Here is a 16,799-nt window from a genome sequence, read left to right as displayed (position 1 = left end):
ATGGAGGCGCCGACCCCGATCCAGCGGCTGACCCGCTTCGCCGCCCGCCACCGCGCGGTGCTGACGGCGGCGGCGTTGCTGATCGTGACGGCGCTGGCGCTGGAGGCGGTGCACCGGCTGCTGGCGGAGGTGGGGCTCCACCATGTCCGCGTGGCGCTCGCCGGCTTTCCGCGCGGCCGGATCGCGGGCGCGCTGATGCTGACCGCCGGCAGCTACGCCGCTTTGACCTGCTACGACGTGCTGGCGCTGCGCGTGATCGGCCGGCGGCTGCCCTACCGGGTGGCGGCGCTCGCCTCGTTCACCAGCTACACGCTCAGCCACAATCTGGGGCTGTCGCTGCTGACCGGGGGATCGGCGCGCTATCGCGTCTACACCGCGGCGGGCCTGAGCGGCGGCGACGTCGGGCGGATCATCGCCAATGCCACGCTGACCTTCTGGTTCGGCATCGCGACCCTGGCCGGCATCGGCATGGTCGCGATGCCGATGCCGCTGACGCTGGGCTGGCTGACGATCGGCGCGGGGCCGCAGCGCGCGCTGGGCGTCGCGCTGCTGCTGGCCATCGCCGGCGTGGTGCTGGCGGCGGGGCGGTGGCGGCGCCTGTCGCTGCTCGGCTGGACGCTGCCGCTGCCGGGGCGGCGCACGGCGCTGGCGATGATCCTGGTCTCCATGTGCGACGTCGGGCTGGCGAGCGCGGCCCTGTTCGTGCTGGTGCCGGGGCTGGAGTGGAGCGGCTTTCCCGCCTTCTTCACCGGCTATGCCCTGGCGATCGTGATCGCCGCGCTGAGCCACGCGCCGGGCGGCATCGGCGTGTTCGAGGCGGTGATCCTGCTCGCCCTGCCGCAGGTTGACCGGGCGGCGCTGGCGGCGGCGCTGCTGCTTTACCGCCTGTGCTACTATCTGCTGCCGCTGCTGCTGGCGGCGACGATCATGGCCTGGCGGGAGGGCGGCGGCTGCGCGCGCCGATCGACCGCCTCGCCGCCGACGCGCGGGCGGTGGGGCAGGCGGTGGCGCCGCCGCTGATCGGCGCGCTGGTGTTCACCGGCGGGGCGATGCTGCTCGTGTCCGGCGCGCTGCCGGCGATCCCCGGGCGGCTGCGCGATCTCGCCACGGTGGTGCCGCTGCCGTTCATCGAGGCGTCGCACATCGCCGCCAGCCTGGTCGGCACGCTGCTGCTGTTCCTGGCGCCCGGCCTCTACCGGCGGCTGGACGGGGCGTTCATCGCCACGCGCGCGCTGCTGGCGGCCGGGGCGATATTCTCGCTGGTGAAGGGCATCGACTATGAGGAGGCGGCGATCCTGCTGGGCCTGCTGGCGCTGCTGCAATGGGCGCGGCCGGCCTTCTACCGCCGCACCGCCTTCACCGCCGATCTGCTCTCGCCCGGCTGGATCGCGGCATCGGGCACCGCCATCCTGATCGCGACGTGGATCGGCTTCTTCGCCTTCAAGCATGTCGAGTATCGCAGCAGCCTGTGGTGGGAGTTCGCGTGGTCGGGCGACGCCTCCCGCTTCCTGCGCGCCAGCCTGGCGGCGGCGGTGGCGGCCGTGGTGGTGCTGCTGCGCCGGCTGGGGGCGCCGGCCGCGTCGCGCCCGTCGGCGACGCTGACGGTGGCGACGGCCGGCGCCGCGCTGGCGGCGGCCGGGCACAGCGACGCGATGCTGGCCTTCACCGGCGACAAGCGCTTCCTGGTGGCGGAGGCGGGCGACGCCTTCCTCTGCTATCAGGTGCAGGGGCACAGCTGGATCGCGATGGGCGATCCCATCGGCCCGCGCGCGGCCTGGGGCGACCTGATGTGGCGCCTGCGGGCGATGGCCGATGCGGCGCAGGGGCGGCTGATCTTCTACCAGATCGGCGCGGAGGCGCTGCCCGTGGCGATCGACATGGGGCTGGTGCTGGTGAAATATGGCGAGGAGGCGCGCGTGGCGCTCGATCGCTTCTCCATGGAGGGCCCTGCCGCCAAGGCGCTGCGCCACGCCGAGCGGCGGGCGGACAAGGCTGGCGCCCGGTTCGAGATCGTGCCGGCGGCGCGGGTGCCGGCGCTGCTGCCGCAGCTGCGCGCCGTATCCGACGCCTGGCTGGCGGCGAAGGGGCGGGCGGAGAAGGCGTTCAGCCTGGGCCGGTTCGATCCCGACTATCTCGCCCGGTTCGACTGCGCGGTGGTGCGGGAGGGCGAGCGGATCACCGCCTTCGCCAACATCTGGGCGATGCCGAACCGGGCCGAGCTGTCGGTGGACCTGATGCGCCATGTCGACGATCTCGGCTATTCGGCGATGGACCTGCTGTTCGCCCGGCTGATGGCGTGGGGCAAGGCGGCCGGCTATGCGCGCTTCTCGCTGGGGCTGGCGCCGCTCTCCGGCCTGGACGCGCGGCGGCTGGCGCCGCTGTGGGCGCAGGCGGGCAACCTCGTCTACCGTCGCGGCGCGGGGCTGTACGGGTTCGAGGGCCTGCGCTTCTACAAGCAGAAGTTCCAGCCGGACTGGACGCCGCGCTACATCGCCGCCAGCGGCGACATCGCCCTGGCGCGCGGACTGTTCGACCTGAACCGGCTGATTTCCGGCGGCCGGGGCAGCGCCGCGCGCGCGCCCGACCGCTGCGATCCGCTGCCGGAAGGGATCAGCGCGCTGACCGCGCCACCGCCGGTCGCCTGAGCCGGCCGCGCCCTTTTTCGCTGGCATCGCCGCCGCCGAATGTTCAAGGCGGGCAACCGGAGACAATTCGATCGACCCTTAGAGAGACGAGACATGCCCGACTTTGCGATCCGCCCGAACGCCGCGCCCGTTGCCGCCGATCTGCGCGGCACGATGCTGAAGGATCCGGGGTTCGGCCGCGTGTTCACCGATCACATGGTGGTGGTAAAGTGGACCGAGGATCGCGGCTGGCACGAGGCGCGGGTGGAAGCGCGGGCGCCGCTCTCGATCGATCCGGCCTGCTCGGTGCTGCATTATGCGCAGGAGATCTTCGAGGGGCTGAAGGCGTACCGCGCGGCCGACGGCGGCATCGTGATGTTCCGGCCGGACGCCAACGCCCGCCGCTTCAACGACTCCGCGGCGCGCATGGCGATGCCGGCGCTGCCCGAGGCCACCTTCCTGCGCGCGCTGGAGGAGCTTATCCGCATCGACCGGGACTGGATACCGGAGGGCGACGGCAGCCTCTATCTGCGCCCCTTCATGTTCGGCAGCGAGAATTTCCTCGGCGTGAAGCCATCGGCCGAATATCTGTTCATCGTCATCGCTTCGTCGGTCGGCGCCTATTTCAAGGGGGGCAAGCCCGGCATCACCGTGTGGGTTTCGGAGAATTACACGCGGGCGGCGCCCGGCGGCACGGGCGCGGCCAAGTGCGGCGGCAATTATGCGGCCAGCCTGATCGCGCAGAAGGAGGCGATCGGCCACGGCTGCGACCAGGTGGTGTTCCTCGACGCGGCGGAGCGGCGCTGGGTGGAGGAGCTCGGCGGCATGAACACCTTCTTCGTGATGGACGACGGATCGCTGGTGACGCCGCCGATCGGTGGCACCATCCTGCCCGGCATCACGCGCGATTCGCTGATCCGGCTGGCGCGCGACGAGGGGCTGACGGTGCGCGAGGAGCCCTATGCGATGGACCAGTGGCGCGATGACGCGCGCAGCGGCCGCCTGCGCGAGGCCTTCGCCTGCGGCACCGCCGCCGTGATCACCCCGATCGTCGAGGTGAAGGGCGTCGCGCATGATTTCACGATCGGCAATGGCGGGCCGGGCCTGGAGACGATGCGGCTGCGCGAGGCGCTGACGGCGATCCAGCGCGGCACCGCGCCCGATCCCCACGGCTGGGTGCGCCGGCTGGACTGAGCGGGCGGCCCGGTTCGGTCAGGTGGGGCAGTCGCGCTATCCTGCCGGGATGGCGGCCGATCGCACGCGCGATGCCTGCGGGGCAAGGCGAACGGCGGGCGGGCGGGTCAGCCGGCCCAGCGCCGCCTCGCCCACGATTGACGCGGTCGTGCCGACGACCCTAAGCGTGACTTAGCAGTCACGAAAACCCGCGCGGAGGGGATGCGCATGGTGCTGGCCGACAAGACGATATTCGTGACCGGCGCGTCCGGCGGTCTCGGCCGTCACTTCGCCGGCGTGCTGGCGGCGGCGGGCGCCACGGTGGTGCTGGCCGCCCGCCGCATGGACGCGCTGGAGCAGGCGGCCGGCGAGATCGTCGCCGCCGGCGGGCAGGCGCGGACCGTGCAGCTGGACGTGAGCGACGCCGGATCGGTGCGCGCCGCGTTCGAAGCGGCGGGCGCGCCCGACGTGGTGGTCAACAATTCCGGCGTCACCGTCTCCATGCCCGTGCTGGAGCAGGGCGAGAGCGAGTGGGACCATGTGGTCGACACCAACCTGAAGGGCGCCTTCCTCGTCGCGACGGAGGCGGCGCGGGCGCTGCGGGCGGCGGGCAAGGGCGGATCGATCGTCAACATCGCCTCGATCCTGGGGCTGCGGCAGGGCGGCGCGGTGACGCCCTATGCCGTCTCCAAGGCCGGCGTGATCCAGCTGACCAAGCAGCTGGCGCTGGAGCTGGCGCGCTTCGACATCCGCGTCAACGCGATCGCGCCGGGCTATGTCGCGACGGACCTCAACGCCGATTTCTTCGCCACGCCGGCGGGCGAGGCGCTGGTGAAGCGCATCCCGCAGCGGCGGCTGGGCCGCCTGCACGATCTGGACGGGCCGCTGCTGCTGCTCGCTTCCGACGCCTCGGCCTACATGACCGGATCGGTGCTGGCGGTGGACGGCGGCCATCTGTGCAGCGGACTCTGACGGGAGGATGAAGGCGATGAGCGAAGCAGCGGCGGCGGGCAGCGTGCTCTACACCGAGCCGGCCGAGGGCATCGCCCGCATCGTGCTCGATCGGCCGAAACAGGGCAACGCGCAGGACACGCGGATGACCTACGAGCTGAACGACGCGCTGATGCGCGCGGCGCTGGACGATGCGATCAGGGTGATCATCCTGGGCGGCGCGGGGCGGCACTTCTCGGTAGGGCACGACCTGAAGGATCATGGCCATGACAGCGAGGTGCGGGCGCATCCGCGCATCAGCGTGTATGGCGACATCGATACCGCCACGGTCGCCGGCTATTATGCGTGGGAGCGCGAGGTGTATCTCGACAGCTGCCGGCGCTGGCGGGCGATCCCCAAGCCGGTGATCGCCGAGGTGCGCGGCGCCTGCATGGGCGGCGGGCTGATGCTGGCCTGGATCAGCGACATCATCATCGCGGCGGACGACGCGGTGTTCGCCGACCCCGTCATCAACATCGGCGCCAACGGCGTGGAGTTCTTCGCCCACGCCTATGAGATGGGCGCACGCAAGGCCAAGGAGCATCTGTTCACCGCCGACAGCTGGACGGCCGCGCAGGCGCACGAATGGGGCATGGTGAACCATGTCGTGACGCTGGAGGCGCTGGAAGGCTTCACGCTGGATCTGGCCAAGCGGATCGCCCTGAAGCCGGGCTTCGCGCTGAAGATGGCGAAGGAATCGGTCAACGCCTCGATCGATTCGCAGGGGCAGACGGATGCGATCGACAAGGCCTTCCTGTTCCACCAGCTGTGCCACGCACACAACCGGGTGGAGTTCGGCGGCGTGCTCGATCCGCGCGGCCTGCCGCAGACGGTGCTGAAGGCGGGCGGCCTCAGCACGCTGGTGGCGGGCACGAAGGACTGGACGGGGGAGTAATCCTCGCCGGCGCGGACGGCGCCGCGCGGCGGTTTGGGGTGGGGGCGCGCGTGCTACGCCGCACTCCCCCTTCACCATCCTGCGGATGGTCCCTCTCCCCGTACCGGGGAGGAGCTATTCGGCTTCGCCCCGCTCGATATATTTGTCGATCGTGCGGTGATAGTGGCGGATGCGGACTTCCTGATAGTTCGCCAGCGTCACCGTCTTCTTGCCGCTGGCCTTGAGCCCGGCGAGGACGAGATGGGCGTTGCCCACGTCCTGATCGAACACCCAGCCGAGCTTGCCCAGCTCCGGCGCCTCCGTCCAGCTCTGCTCGTAGCCGAGCTTCGTGACGGGTGCGGGCGCCGGCTTCGGCGCGCGCGCGTCATAGGGGGTCAGGAAGATCACCTCCATGACGTGGCTCTCATGATCCATGCCGTTCGGCCGGAAGCGGTAGATCATCGGCGAGCCGTAGGCCGTCCACACGACGATGTTCGGGAAGATGAAATAGTGGATCGTGTCGATCATCTCGGCATCGGTCAGGTGCGACACGTCCAGCCCGAGGTCGGCGAGCAGCCGGCGCCGCTTCTCGCCGAGGATCTGCCGCGTCGTGACGCCGTCCGGCACGACGATCCGCTCGGCATCGGCGCCCGCCTTGTCGGAGATGGCGGTGATGAGGTCCATCATGTCCTGCTGGCTATAGCGATCGCCGACATGCGGGCTGGAGACGCTGTGCAGCGCGTGCATGCGGCTGACATGATCGTTGTCCGGCCAGATGCAATATTCGGTATTGGCATCGCCGATATAGGGCAGCGCCTCCGGATGGGTGCCGAAGACATGGTAGCTCTCGATGAACTGCTCCAGGCCGATCTTCCAGTTGCCCGGCACGACCTTCTCGACATGGGCGGACTTGTGCTTGGCGGTGAGCGGATACCGCTCGAACGCGGCGTCGATCGGGCCGATATAGTCGGCGAGCGACGGGGCGGCCGGATCCATGCAGACGAAGACGAGGCCCTGCCACGTCGCCACGCGGATTTCCGGCAGGGTGCGGTCGGTCAGATGCTCGAAGTCCCACGCGCAGGGCAGGCCCGTGATGCGGCCGTTGAGGCCGTAGACCCAGCCGTGGAACGGGCATTTGAACGCCCGCGCATGGCCCTGGCCGGTCGCGAGCTTGGTCGCCCGGTGGAGGCAGCTGTTATAGTAAGCGCGGATGCTGTCCGCCGCCTCGCGCACGACGATGAAGCTGTGATCGCCGATGTCGTAGGTGACATAGTCGCCGACGGTGGCGACGTCATCCGCCACGCAGGCCAGTTGCCAGACATGCGGCCAGACGTGCCGCATTTCCCGCTCGAAGAAGTCGCGGCTCAGCCAGCGCGAGACGGGCAGATCCGCCGATCCGAGATAGACGTAGCTGTCGTCGCGCAGATAGGCCGGCACGGGCCGGGTCTCGCGATCCAGATAATCCTGCACCTGGTCGACGGGCGCGCGCGCCTCGCCCAGCGGAACATGCTCCATGCACCCTCTCCTCAGCCGGGCAGCCGCTCGAACCCCTCGTCCAGTTCGATGCGGAACGACTTCATCATCATGCCGACCATCACGAACTCGCCGACGAGGTAGATCAGGTCGATATAGTGGGCCGGCGTGAACCGTTCGGCGAGACCCGCCCACGCCGTGTCGCCGATGCCGCCGTCGCGCAAGAGATCGTCGGTGGCGGCGATCAGCGCGGCCTCGAACGGCGACCATTCCGCCGGATCGATCGGCGAGGCGAGACGCGCCACCTCCGCCTCGCTCGCGAGCCCCTCGGCGAGGGTGAAGCGCTTGTGGGCGCCCCACTCATAGTCGCAGCGTATCTGGGCCGCGACGCGCAGGATGGCGAGTTCCCGCTCGCGCCGGCTGAGCAGATTGTCCCACAGGATCGCCTGGCCGAAGCCGATCCAGTTCGCCAGCGTGCGCGGATTGTGCGCCATCGTCTTGTGGAAGTTGAGCGGCGGCTGCCATTTCTCCAGCGCCGCGCGCGTCTCGTCCGTCCAGTCCCCGGGCTCGATCGGCGGGACGCGGGGCGGGGCCGCTGCCATCAGAAATCGACGCCGCGGGTGCGGCCGCCATCCACCGTCAAGGTGACGCCGGTGATGTAGGCCGCCGCATCGCTGACCAGGAAGGTGACGGCGCGGGCGACGTCCGCGGGCGCGCCCATGCGGCCGAGCGGGATCGAGCGGCTGACCTCGCGGAAGAAATCGGGATGTTGCGTCTCGATGTTCGGCCATGCGCCGCCGGCGAAGTAGACCGGGCCGGGGGCGACCGTGTTCACCCGGACATTGTCCTTCGCGACGGTGTCGCTGAGGTTCTTGGCATAATTGATCATGCCGGCCTTCATCACGCCATAAGCCTGGGGCGCGCGCCACACCTCGAACGCGGCGGTGGTGGAGATCAGCACGATCGCGCCGCCGCCGGCCGCCGCGATGTGCGGCACCGCCGCCTCGCAGCCGCGCACGGTGGCCATCACGTCCACCTCGAACACCTCGCGCCACTTCTCCGGCCCGCCGCCGACGCTGACGTTAGGCACGAAGATGTCGAGCCCGCCGAGTTCGGCCGCCGCATCCTCGATCCACGCCGTGTTGGCCGCCTCGTCGCCCACGTCCACGGCGCGGCCGATCACCCGGCCGCCAGTGGCGGAGAGGGTGGCGACCGCCTCGTCCACCTCGTCCTGCCGGCGCGCGCAGATCGCCACGGCGGCGCCTTCCGCCAGCAGATGCTCGGCGATGGCGCGGCCGATGCCCCGGCTGGAGCCCGTGACGATGGCGCGCTTGCCGTTCAGTCCCAGATCCATGCGGTCGTTCCGTCCCGTTGGCCGAGCAGCCGGACTAGGCCGGCTAAAATGACCAGTCAATCACGATAAGCTCAGCCGGCGTGAAGGGCGCGATCGCCGAGGATGCCGTGCGCCACGAACTTGAGATAGGTATCCAGCTTCGCGGCCGGCAGCGGCTTCACGGCATTGCTCTCGATCCCGTAGCGCATCAGCAGGTAGGTGCGCGCGCCGATCAGCATCGTGGCGATCGATTCCAGCTCGTCGGCGCTGTAGTCGGCCAGTTGCGTGGCGGCCTTGCTGCGCTGGAGCGAGCGGACGTAGCCGCGCGTCATGCGATCCATGTAGCCGTGGAAGGCGGCCGGGGCGAACAGCTCCGCCTCCGACAGCACGCGGTACATGTAGGGGTGGCGCGAGAGATAGGCGAAGTTCGCCTCGAATCCCCTGCGCTCCAGCTCCATCGCGTCCGTGGCAGCGTGGATCGCCCGGCCGATTGAGGCGAGCATGCGGCCGCCCAGGGTGGGCAGCACGGCGTCGAACAGATCCTGCTGCGAGGCGAAGTGCAGGTAGAAGGTGCCGTGGGCGATCTTCGTCCTGGTCGTCACGCGGGCGATCGTGCAGCCGGCATAGCCGTGCTTGCCGATCACCTTGCCGGCGGCCTCCAGCAGCTGCAGCCGCGTCGCCTCGTTGCGCTGTACCTGCGTGGCGGAGCGTCGGCGCTTGCGCGGCGCGGGCGCCTCAGCGGGCGCGATATCGGCGGCGTGCGCTTCTGGCGCGGCTTCGGGTTCGGGCACTGGCGCTTCCTTCTGGATCGCAGCCGTCATCCCCGCGCGCCGATGCGATTTCAAGCGCGAAGACCGCGCCGCCCTGTGCGCCGCCGCCGGGCCCGAGATGTCGACCGCCGCCCAAAAAGGAGAGGATGACGGGAGCGTCCGCCCTGTCATGATGGGCGCGAACGGCGGCCGATTGACGCGCGGTGGGCCGGGCTTGTAGTGACTGATGGGTCATAATAGTGGACGCGCGCCGCGTCGGGCGCGATCGGGAGACGGGTGCGATGCAGCTGAGCCGAGACGATCTGGTGAAGGCCTACCGGCTGATGCGCACGATCCGCGCCTTCGAGGAGCGCGTGTTCGTGGAGTTCGAGAGCGGCAACATCCCCGGCTTCGTCCATCTCTATTCCGGGCAGGAGGCGTCGGCGGTGGGCGTATGCATGTCCCTGACCGACGCCGACAAGATCGGCAGCACCCATCGCGGCCACGGCCACTGCATCGCCAAGGGCGTGGAGGTGCGCGGCATGATGCACGAGATCTACGGCCGGCGGGACGGGGTGTGCGGCGGCAAGGGCGGATCGATGCACATCGCCGATTTCGACAAGGGCATGATCGGCGCCAACGCCATCGTCGGCGGCGCGCCGCCGCTGGCTGTGGGCGCGGCGCTGGCCGCCAAGACGAAGGGCGAGGACAGCGTGGCGGTATCCTTCACCGGCGATGGCGGATCAAACCAGGGCACCGTGTTCGAGGCGATGAACCTGGCCGTGGTGCTGCAGCTGCCGGTGCTGTTCGTGTTCGAGAATAACGGCTTCGGCGAAGGCACCGGCCACGATTATGCGGTGGGATCGCGGGATATCGCCAAACGCGCCGAGGGCTTCGGCATGCCGGCGACGCGGGTGGACGGCACCGACTTCTTCGCCGTGTACGAGGCGACGCGCGAGGCCGTGACACGCGCGCGGGCCGGCGGCGGGCCATCGGCGATCGAGACCGTCAACCGGCGTTTCGGCGGCCATTTCTGCGGCGATCCGATGCTGTACCGCACGGCCGAGGAGCGCGAGCATACCAGGCTGAACAAGGATCCGCTGACGATCTTCCGCCGCAGGGTGACGGAGGCCGGCCTGCTGGACGGCGATCAGCTGGATGCGGTGGACGCGGCCGTGCTGGCCGAGGTGGACGAGGCGGCGCGATCGGCCGGGGCGGCGGACTTCCCCACGGCGCGCGACCTGGAGACCGACGTCTACGCCGGCGCGTACTGAGCGGAGAAGCACAATGCCCCAGAAAAGCTACCGACAGGCCCTGAACGAGGCGATCCGCCACGAGATGCGGCGCGACGACACGGTGATCCTGCTCGGCGAGGACGTGGCCGGCGGCGCCGGCTGCGAGGGCGAGGACGACGCCTATGGCGGCGTGCTCGGCGTCACCAAGGGCCTGGTCGGGGAGTTCGGCCGCGCCCGCGTGATCGACACGCCGATCAGCGAGAGCGCGATCATGGGCGCCGCCGCCGGCGCCGCGCTGGCCGGGCTCAGGCCCATCGCCGACCTGATGTTCGTCGACTTCCTGGGCGTGTGCTTCGACCAGATCTTCAACCAGGCGGCCAAGTTCCGCTACATGTTCGGCGGCAAGATCAGGACGCCGATGGTGATGCGGGCGATGATCGGCGGCGGCTTCCGCGCCGGCGGCCAGCACAGCCAGACGCTGCACCCGATGTTCACGATGGTGCCCGGCCTGAAGGTGGTGATGCCGAGCACGCCGTACGACGCCAAGGGCCTGCTGATCCAGGCCATCCGCGACAATGACCCGGTGATCTTCCTCGAGCACAAGATGCTGTACGACAGCTCCGGGGAGGTGCCGGACGAGGCCTATGCCATCCCGTTCGGCGAGGCGGCGATCACCCGCGACGGCACGGACGTGACGCTCGTCGGCTTCTCGCTGATGGCGACGCGCTGCAACGAGGTGGCGGACCTGCTGGCGAAGGAGGGCCTTTCCGTGGAGGTGATCGATCCGCGCACCACCAGCCCTCTCGACCTCGACACCATCCTGGAGAGCGTGGAGAAGACCGGGCGGCTGGTTATCGTGGACGAGAGCCCGCCGCGCTGCTCTCTGGCGGCGGACGTGGCGGCGCAGGTGGCCGACGAGGGCTTCGATTTCCTGACCGCGCCGATCCGCACGGTCACGTGCCCGCACACGCCCTCCCCCTTCTCGCCGACCCTGGAGGATCTCTACATGCCCTCGATCGATCGCATCGCGGCGGCGGTGCGCAAGCTCGCCAAGGGCAAGGCGCGCGCGGCATGACGATCCACGCGGTCGCCGTGCCCCGCTGGGGGCTGACGATGGAGGAGGGCACGATCACCGGCTGGCAGGCGCGGCCGGGCGACACGATCGCGCGCGGCGCCGAGCTGGTCGAGATCGAGACGAGCAAGATCGCCAACGTGGTGGAGGCGGCCGAGGCCGGCACGCTGCGCCGCATCGTGGCGGACGAGGGCGCGGTGAAGAAGGTGGGCGCGCTGATCGGCGTCATCACCGACGGCGACGAGGACGACGCGGCGATCGACGCATTCGTCGCCGACTTCGAATCGCGCTTCGCCGTCGAGGAGGCGACCGGCCCATCGGCACCCACGCCGGAGACGATCGCGATCGACGGGGAGACCAGCCGCTTCCTGCTGCTGGACGATACCGGCGGCGCGGGGGCGGCGCCGGCGCTGCTGCTGCACGGTTTCGGCGGAGACCTGCACAACTGGATGTTCAACCAGACGGCGTGGGCGGCGGACCGGCCGGCCTATGCGCTGGAACTGCCCGGCCACGGCAGCTCGTCAAAGGCGGTCGGCGACGGCAGCCTCGCCACGCTGGCGCGGCGGGCGATCGCCTTCCTGGATGCCAAGGATCTCGCCCGCGTGCACCTGGTCGGTCACTCGATGGGCGCGGGCGTGGCGCTGACGGTGGCGCAGCTGGCGCCGGGGCGCGTGCTCTCCGTGTCGGCGGTGTGCGGCGCTGGCTTCGGCGGCACCCTGAACCGCGACTATATCGAGGGCTTCATCGCCGCGCAGAAGCGCAAGGACATGAAGCCGGTGGTGGAACTGCTGTTCGCCGATCCGGGCCTCGTCACGCGCGAGATGCTGGACGATCTCGTCGCGTACAAGCGGCTGGACGGCGTGCCGGAGGCGCTGCGGACGATCGCCGATGCGGCCCTCTCCGAAGAGAGCCTCGCCGCGCTGCACGCGGATGTGGGCGTGCCGGTGCTGGCGCTGTTCGGCGCCGAGGACCAGGTGTTCCCGACCCCCGCCGCGCCGGACGAGGCGGTGATCGCCGGGGTGGGCCACATGGCGCACATGGAGGCGGCCGACGCGGTGAACGCGCGCATTGCCGACTTCCTGCGCGCGAACGATTAGCCGCCGCGCCGGCCATCGCCGGGACAGCCGAGAGCAGAAGGAGAGCGAAGATGAGCGCAGCCGAGACCGTGACCGCATGGCTGGGCGAGACCCGGCCGCTGCTGATCGACGGCGACTGGGTGGCGGCGGCCGACGGCGCCACGCTCGACACGATCGATCCGGCCACCGGCGGGCGGCTGGGCACCTTCGCCTCGGCCGGCACGGCGGATCTGGACAGGGCGGTGGCGGCGGCGCGGCGCGCCTTCGAGGGCGCCGAGTGGCGCGCGCTCGCCCCTAACGCGCGGGCGAAGCTGCTGTGGAAGCTCGCCGACCTCATCGAGGACAATGTGGAGGAGCTGGCGCGGCTGGAGAGCCTGGACAACGGCAAGCCCGTGACCCACGCGCACTATTATGACGTGCCGGCCGCCGCCGACGCCTTCCGCTACTATGCCGGCTGGGTGACGAAGATCGAGGGCAAGACGACCACCATATCGATGCCTGGCGAGTATCACGCCTATACGCGGCGCGAGCCGGCGGGCGTCGCCGGCCTGATCGTGCCGTGGAACTTTCCGCTGCTGATGGCGGCGTGGAAGCTGGCGCCGGCGCTGGCGGCGGGCTGCACCTGCGTGCTGAAACCATCCGAGCAGACGCCGCTGACGGCGCTGCGGCTGGGCGAGCTGATCGTCGAGGCGGGCTTCCCGCGCGGCGTGGTGAACATCCTGCCCGGCGAGGGGTCGATCGCCGGCGCGGCGCTGGCGGCGCATGAGGGCATCGACAAGATCGCCTTCACCGGCTCCACCCGCGTGGGCAAGCAGATATTGGCGGCGGCCGGCGGCAACCTGAAGAAGGTGACGTTGGAGCTGGGCGGCAAGGCGCCGACGATCATCCTGGACGACGCCGATCTGGACAAGGCGATCGCGGGGGCGGCGGCCGGCATCTTCGCCAATGCCGGGCAGGTGTGCGTTTCCGGCACGCGGCTGCTGGCGCCACGCAGCATCTTCGATCGCGTGGTGGAGGGCGTGGCCGCCATAGCCGGCGGGATGAAGGTGGGGCCGGGCACCGACACGGCGACCGAGATGGGGCCGCTCGTCAGCCAGCGGCACTTCGACACCGTCTCGAACTACGTCGCCTCCGGCCTGGCCGAAGGAGCGAGCCTTGCGGCGGGCGGCCAAAGACACGGCGAGAGCGGCTATTTCCACCAGCCGACGATCCTCGTCGACGCCGCCGATCACATGCGGATCTATCGCGAGGAGATCTTCGGCCCGGTGCTGGTGGCGCAGCCGGTGGACGATATCGAGGAGATCGCGCGCAAGGCCAACGACACGACATACGGCCTCGCCGCCTCGATCTGGACGCGCGACGTATCGAAGGCGCACCGGCTGGCGGCGCGGGTGCAGGCCGGCATCGTGTGGGTGAACTGCTGGGGCGCCAGCGACATGGCGATGCCGTTCGGCGGCTACAAGCAATCCGGCTGGGGCCGCGAGAGCGGCTTCGAGGGCGTGGAGAACTACCTCCAGACCAAGGCGGTGACGGTGGCGTTGTAGATCCTTCCGGCGCGGCCGGGGGCCGGCGCAGGTTGGTGGCGGAAGGGACGTGCGACATTCTACCCTGGCCTGTGCCGCCCGCCCCCTCCACCAGCCGGCGGCTGGTCCCCCTCCCCGTTCCGGGGAGGAACTAACTACAGGCCCATGCCCCATCGCAGGCTGCGGCGGAGGAGTTCGTGGAACACCGGATAATCCCAGCCGCAGCGCACCGGGTGCGGGATGAAGGCGCCGTTGGGCGAGGGATCGTAGTGGCTGCGGCAGTGGCCGAGCGCGAGGTAGAGTATCCCGCCTGCGCCCACCTCGCGATGGTAGAAGATCGGTGAGGCCTCGTCCTGCCAGTCGGCCGCGGCGAAGGGCGCGATGCTGCCGCTGAAGGTGGCGGTGAGGAGCGGGGTCAACGCACCCCGCCGCTCGAACAGATAGAGTTCGTCGACGATGTCGAACGGCGCGATGCCGGCCACCAGCGGGTGATCCGGCGCGGCATTCTCCACCCGGAACGGGCCGATCGGCGGATGGCCGAGGAACTTGGTGCCGATCACGTCCATATAGTCGTCATGCGCGTCGCTGGCGGCGATGCGGCCGTCGTCCAGGAAGCGCAGGATCGCGTTCGTGCCGTGCAGCGCCAGCCAGCGGCCGCCGGCCTGGAGGAATCCGTGCAGCGCCTGCACCTCCGCCGCCGCCGGCGCGATGTCGCAGGTGTAGGTGACGAGCAGGTCGCAGGCCGGCAGGCGGCCGACGCGGTGGAAGTCGCCATCCACGACGGTGCGGACCGACGGCGTCTCGGCCAGCAGTTTCAACAGTTCCAGCCGGGCATAATCCATGTCGTGATAGCGGCCGGCGACGATCAGGTGGACGTGGCGCGTCTCGTGCATCGCGTTCCTCTCTCGCGCGCAGGGTCGGCCGGGGGCGCTTGACAGTCAAGCCCGTGGTGATGACTGGTGGATCATAAATCAGGCGGGAGCGGGACGATGGAGACGACGACGAACGCGGAGCCGATCGACCGGCGACCCCCCGCGCTGGCGCTCATCATCGATGGCGAGGCGGTGACGCGGACGAGCGGCGGGCACCACGCCCATATCAGCCCGATGACGGGCGAGGCGCAGGCCGAGATCCCGCTGGCCGGCGTGGCCGAGATCGACGCGGCGGTGGACGCGGCGCACCGCGCCTTTGCCGGCTGGCGGGCCACGCCGGGGGCGGAGCGGCGGCGCTGCCTGCTGAAGCTGGCCGACCTGATCGAGCAGCATGCCGCCGAGTTCGGCCGCCTGGCGGCGATCGAGTGCGGCATTCCGGTGGCGGTGGGCGAGGGCTATGCGCCGGGCGCCTGCGCGGACTGGATCCGCTATTATGCCGGCTGGGCGGACAAGCTGGAGGGGCAGCTGCTCTCCACCTTCCCGGCGGAGGACTTCGCCTATGTGGCGCCGGAACCCTATGGCGTGATCGGCCTGATCATCACCTGGAACGGGCCGCTGGTGTCCCTGGGCATGAAGGTGCCGGCGGCGCTGGCGGCGGGCAACAGCGTCGTCATCAAGCCTTCGGAGATGGCGCCGTTCGTGCCGGCGCTGTTCGGCCGGCTGGCGAAGCTGGCGGGCTTCCCCGACGGGGTGGTGAACGTGGTGCCGGGCGGGCCGGAGGCGGGCGCGCGGCTGATCGAGCATCCGCTGGTGGAGAAGATCAGCTTCACCGGCGGGCCGGCGACGGCCCGGCGCATCCTGCACGCCTGCGCCGACCTGCTGAAGCCGACGGTGATGGAGCTGGGCGGCAAGGCGGCGAACATCATCTTCGACGATGTCGATCCGGACGCGGCGGCGGCGCAGGCCGTCTATCACAGCCTGGGCGTGCTGAGCGGACAGGGTTGCGCCATCCCGACGCGGGTGGTGGTGCAGAACGGCATCTACGACGCGCTGATCGAACGGATGGTGGCCCTGGCCGAGGCGATGAAGGTGGGCGACCCGTTCGAGCGCGACACCGCCATCGGCCCGCTGATCAACGAGGCGGCGGCGGTGCGGGTGACGGGGCTGATCGAGACGGCGAAGGCCGGCGGGGCGATGCGGCTGCTGACCGGCGGCGGCCGGGTGGGCGGCGTGCTGGCGGGCGGCGCCTATGTGGCGCCCACCCTGTTCGCCGACGTCGATCCGGCCGATCCGCTGGCGCAGAACGAGATCTTCGGGCCGGTGCTGACGATCCATCGCTTCCGCGACGAGGCGGAGGCGATCGCCATCGCCAACGCCACCCGCTACGGGCTTGGCGGATACCTCCACACCAACGACCTGAGGCGCGCGCACCAGGTGGCGGCGGCGATGCGGACGGGCAACGTGTTCGTCAACACCGCCAAGACGCTCGATCCGGCGATGCCGTTCGGCGGCACCGGGATCAGCGGTTTCGGCCGGGAGGGCGGCAAGGCCGGCATCGAGGAGTTCGTGCGGCACAAGGCGGTGGGCATAGCGCGCGGCTAGGGCGGATCGACATTCAGCGGATCAAGTCGGTTTACTCGCATCTATCCAAACCGCTCATCCTGAGGAGCCATTGAGCCTGTCGAAATGGCGTCTCGAAAGACATGGGAAGTCCTTCGAGACGGGTCTTCGCCTCCGCTCAGCCCCTCCTCAGGATGAGCGGACGTGCAGAAAGCCGAATGTCGATCCGGCTGAGGGCGCAGGCC

Annotated in this window: 15 protein-coding genes; 10 read left to right on the top strand and 5 right to left on the bottom strand. The window is 70.2% G+C overall.

What is annotated here, in order from left to right:
* From GNT64_RS21995 to GNT64_RS15145, 5 genes are all read left to right on the top strand, one after another.
* The gene (locus GNT64_RS21995) at positions 1-1,020 is read left to right on the top strand and encodes a putative bifunctional lysylphosphatidylglycerol flippase/synthetase (RefSeq protein WP_231639033.1); all 1,020 of its coding nucleotides are present in this window, start codon (positions 1-3) and stop codon (positions 1,018-1,020) included.
* The gene (gene mprF, locus GNT64_RS21990) at positions 993-2,645 is read left to right on the top strand and encodes a bifunctional lysylphosphatidylglycerol flippase/synthetase MprF (protein ID WP_231639560.1); all 1,653 of its coding nucleotides are present in this window, start codon (positions 993-995) and stop codon (positions 2,643-2,645) included. Before GNT64_RS21995 ends, mprF begins: the two co-directional genes overlap by 28 nt.
* Positions 2,646-2,738: 93 nt before the next feature.
* The gene (locus tag GNT64_RS15155) at positions 2,739-3,818 is read left to right on the top strand and encodes a branched-chain amino acid aminotransferase (protein ID WP_156680288.1); all 1,080 of its coding nucleotides are present in this window, start codon (positions 2,739-2,741) and stop codon (positions 3,816-3,818) included.
* Positions 3,819-4,025: 207 nt separating this feature from the next.
* Positions 4,026-4,769: an SDR family NAD(P)-dependent oxidoreductase gene (locus GNT64_RS15150; protein ID WP_197277011.1), complete on the top strand. Its 744-nt coding sequence runs from the start codon at positions 4,026-4,028 to the stop codon at positions 4,767-4,769.
* A gap of 16 nt (positions 4,770-4,785) precedes the next feature.
* A complete protein-coding gene (locus GNT64_RS15145) occupies positions 4,786-5,682 on the top strand; it encodes an enoyl-CoA hydratase (RefSeq protein ID WP_156680286.1) in 897 nt (298 codons plus the stop codon).
* Positions 5,683-5,796: 114 nt separating this feature from the next.
* On the opposite strand, the gene GNT64_RS15140 is transcribed toward GNT64_RS15145, so the two are convergent.
* From GNT64_RS15140 to GNT64_RS15125, 4 genes are all read right to left on the bottom strand, one after another.
* Positions 5,797-7,176 (bottom strand): aromatic ring-hydroxylating oxygenase subunit alpha, encoded by a 1,380-nt coding sequence (locus GNT64_RS15140; RefSeq protein WP_197277010.1) that lies wholly within the window; start codon positions 7,174-7,176, stop codon positions 5,797-5,799.
* 11 nt (positions 7,177-7,187) lie between these two features.
* On the bottom strand, positions 7,188-7,736 hold the full coding sequence (locus tag GNT64_RS15135) for a carboxymuconolactone decarboxylase family protein (protein ID WP_156680284.1): 549 nt from the start codon (positions 7,734-7,736) through the stop codon (positions 7,188-7,190).
* Positions 7,736-8,488: an SDR family NAD(P)-dependent oxidoreductase gene (locus tag GNT64_RS15130; protein ID WP_156680283.1), complete on the bottom strand. Its 753-nt coding sequence runs from the start codon at positions 8,486-8,488 to the stop codon at positions 7,736-7,738. The genes GNT64_RS15135 and GNT64_RS15130 overlap by 1 nt, the downstream gene beginning before the upstream one ends.
* A 71-nt stretch (positions 8,489-8,559) precedes the next feature.
* Positions 8,560-9,258 carry a TetR/AcrR family transcriptional regulator gene (locus GNT64_RS15125; protein ID WP_197277009.1) on the bottom strand — a complete coding sequence of 233 codons (699 nt, stop codon included), beginning with the start codon at positions 9,256-9,258 and terminating at the stop codon, positions 8,560-8,562.
* A gap of 260 nt (positions 9,259-9,518) precedes the next feature.
* On the opposite strand from GNT64_RS15125, the gene GNT64_RS15120 reads away from it, so the two are divergent.
* The 4 genes from GNT64_RS15120 to GNT64_RS15105 are packed head-to-tail and all read left to right on the top strand — an operon-like array spanning position 9,519 to position 14,143.
* Positions 9,519-10,490 carry a thiamine pyrophosphate-dependent dehydrogenase E1 component subunit alpha gene (locus tag GNT64_RS15120; protein ID WP_156680281.1) on the top strand — a complete coding sequence of 324 codons (972 nt, stop codon included), beginning with the start codon at positions 9,519-9,521 and terminating at the stop codon, positions 10,488-10,490.
* Positions 10,491-10,503: 13 nt separating this feature from the next.
* A complete protein-coding gene (locus GNT64_RS15115) occupies positions 10,504-11,526 on the top strand; it encodes an alpha-ketoacid dehydrogenase subunit beta (RefSeq protein WP_156680280.1) in 1,023 nt (340 codons plus the stop codon).
* Positions 11,523-12,620, top strand: coding sequence for an acetoin dehydrogenase dihydrolipoyllysine-residue acetyltransferase subunit (locus tag GNT64_RS15110; protein ID WP_156680279.1), 1,098 nt, complete (start codon positions 11,523-11,525; stop codon positions 12,618-12,620). Before GNT64_RS15115 ends, GNT64_RS15110 begins: the two co-directional genes overlap by 4 nt.
* Before the next feature lie 50 nt (positions 12,621-12,670).
* Entirely contained in the window at positions 12,671-14,143 is a 1,473-nt protein-coding gene (locus GNT64_RS15105) for an aldehyde dehydrogenase family protein (RefSeq protein ID WP_156680278.1), read from the top strand.
* A gap of 134 nt (positions 14,144-14,277) precedes the next feature.
* Here the strand turns inward: GNT64_RS15105 and GNT64_RS15100 are convergent, their stop codons facing one another.
* Positions 14,278-15,015, bottom strand: coding sequence for a ThuA domain-containing protein (locus GNT64_RS15100; protein ID WP_156680277.1), 738 nt, complete (start codon positions 15,013-15,015; stop codon positions 14,278-14,280).
* 96 nt (positions 15,016-15,111) lie between these two features.
* Here GNT64_RS15100 and GNT64_RS15095 point away from each other — a divergent pair, with 96 nt between their 5' ends.
* Positions 15,112-16,596, top strand: coding sequence for an aldehyde dehydrogenase family protein (locus tag GNT64_RS15095; protein ID WP_156680276.1), 1,485 nt, complete (start codon positions 15,112-15,114; stop codon positions 16,594-16,596).
* The last annotated feature ends 203 nt before the right edge of the window (positions 16,597-16,799 follow it).

Origin of the sequence: Sphingomonas profundi (assembly GCF_009739515.1) — a bacterium.
In the GTDB taxonomy this organism is placed as follows: domain Bacteria; phylum Pseudomonadota; class Alphaproteobacteria; order Sphingomonadales; family Sphingomonadaceae; genus Alterirhizorhabdus; species Alterirhizorhabdus profundi.
Note: the sequence above shows the minus strand (reverse complement) of the source record. Positions and strands in the feature narration are given on the sequence as shown.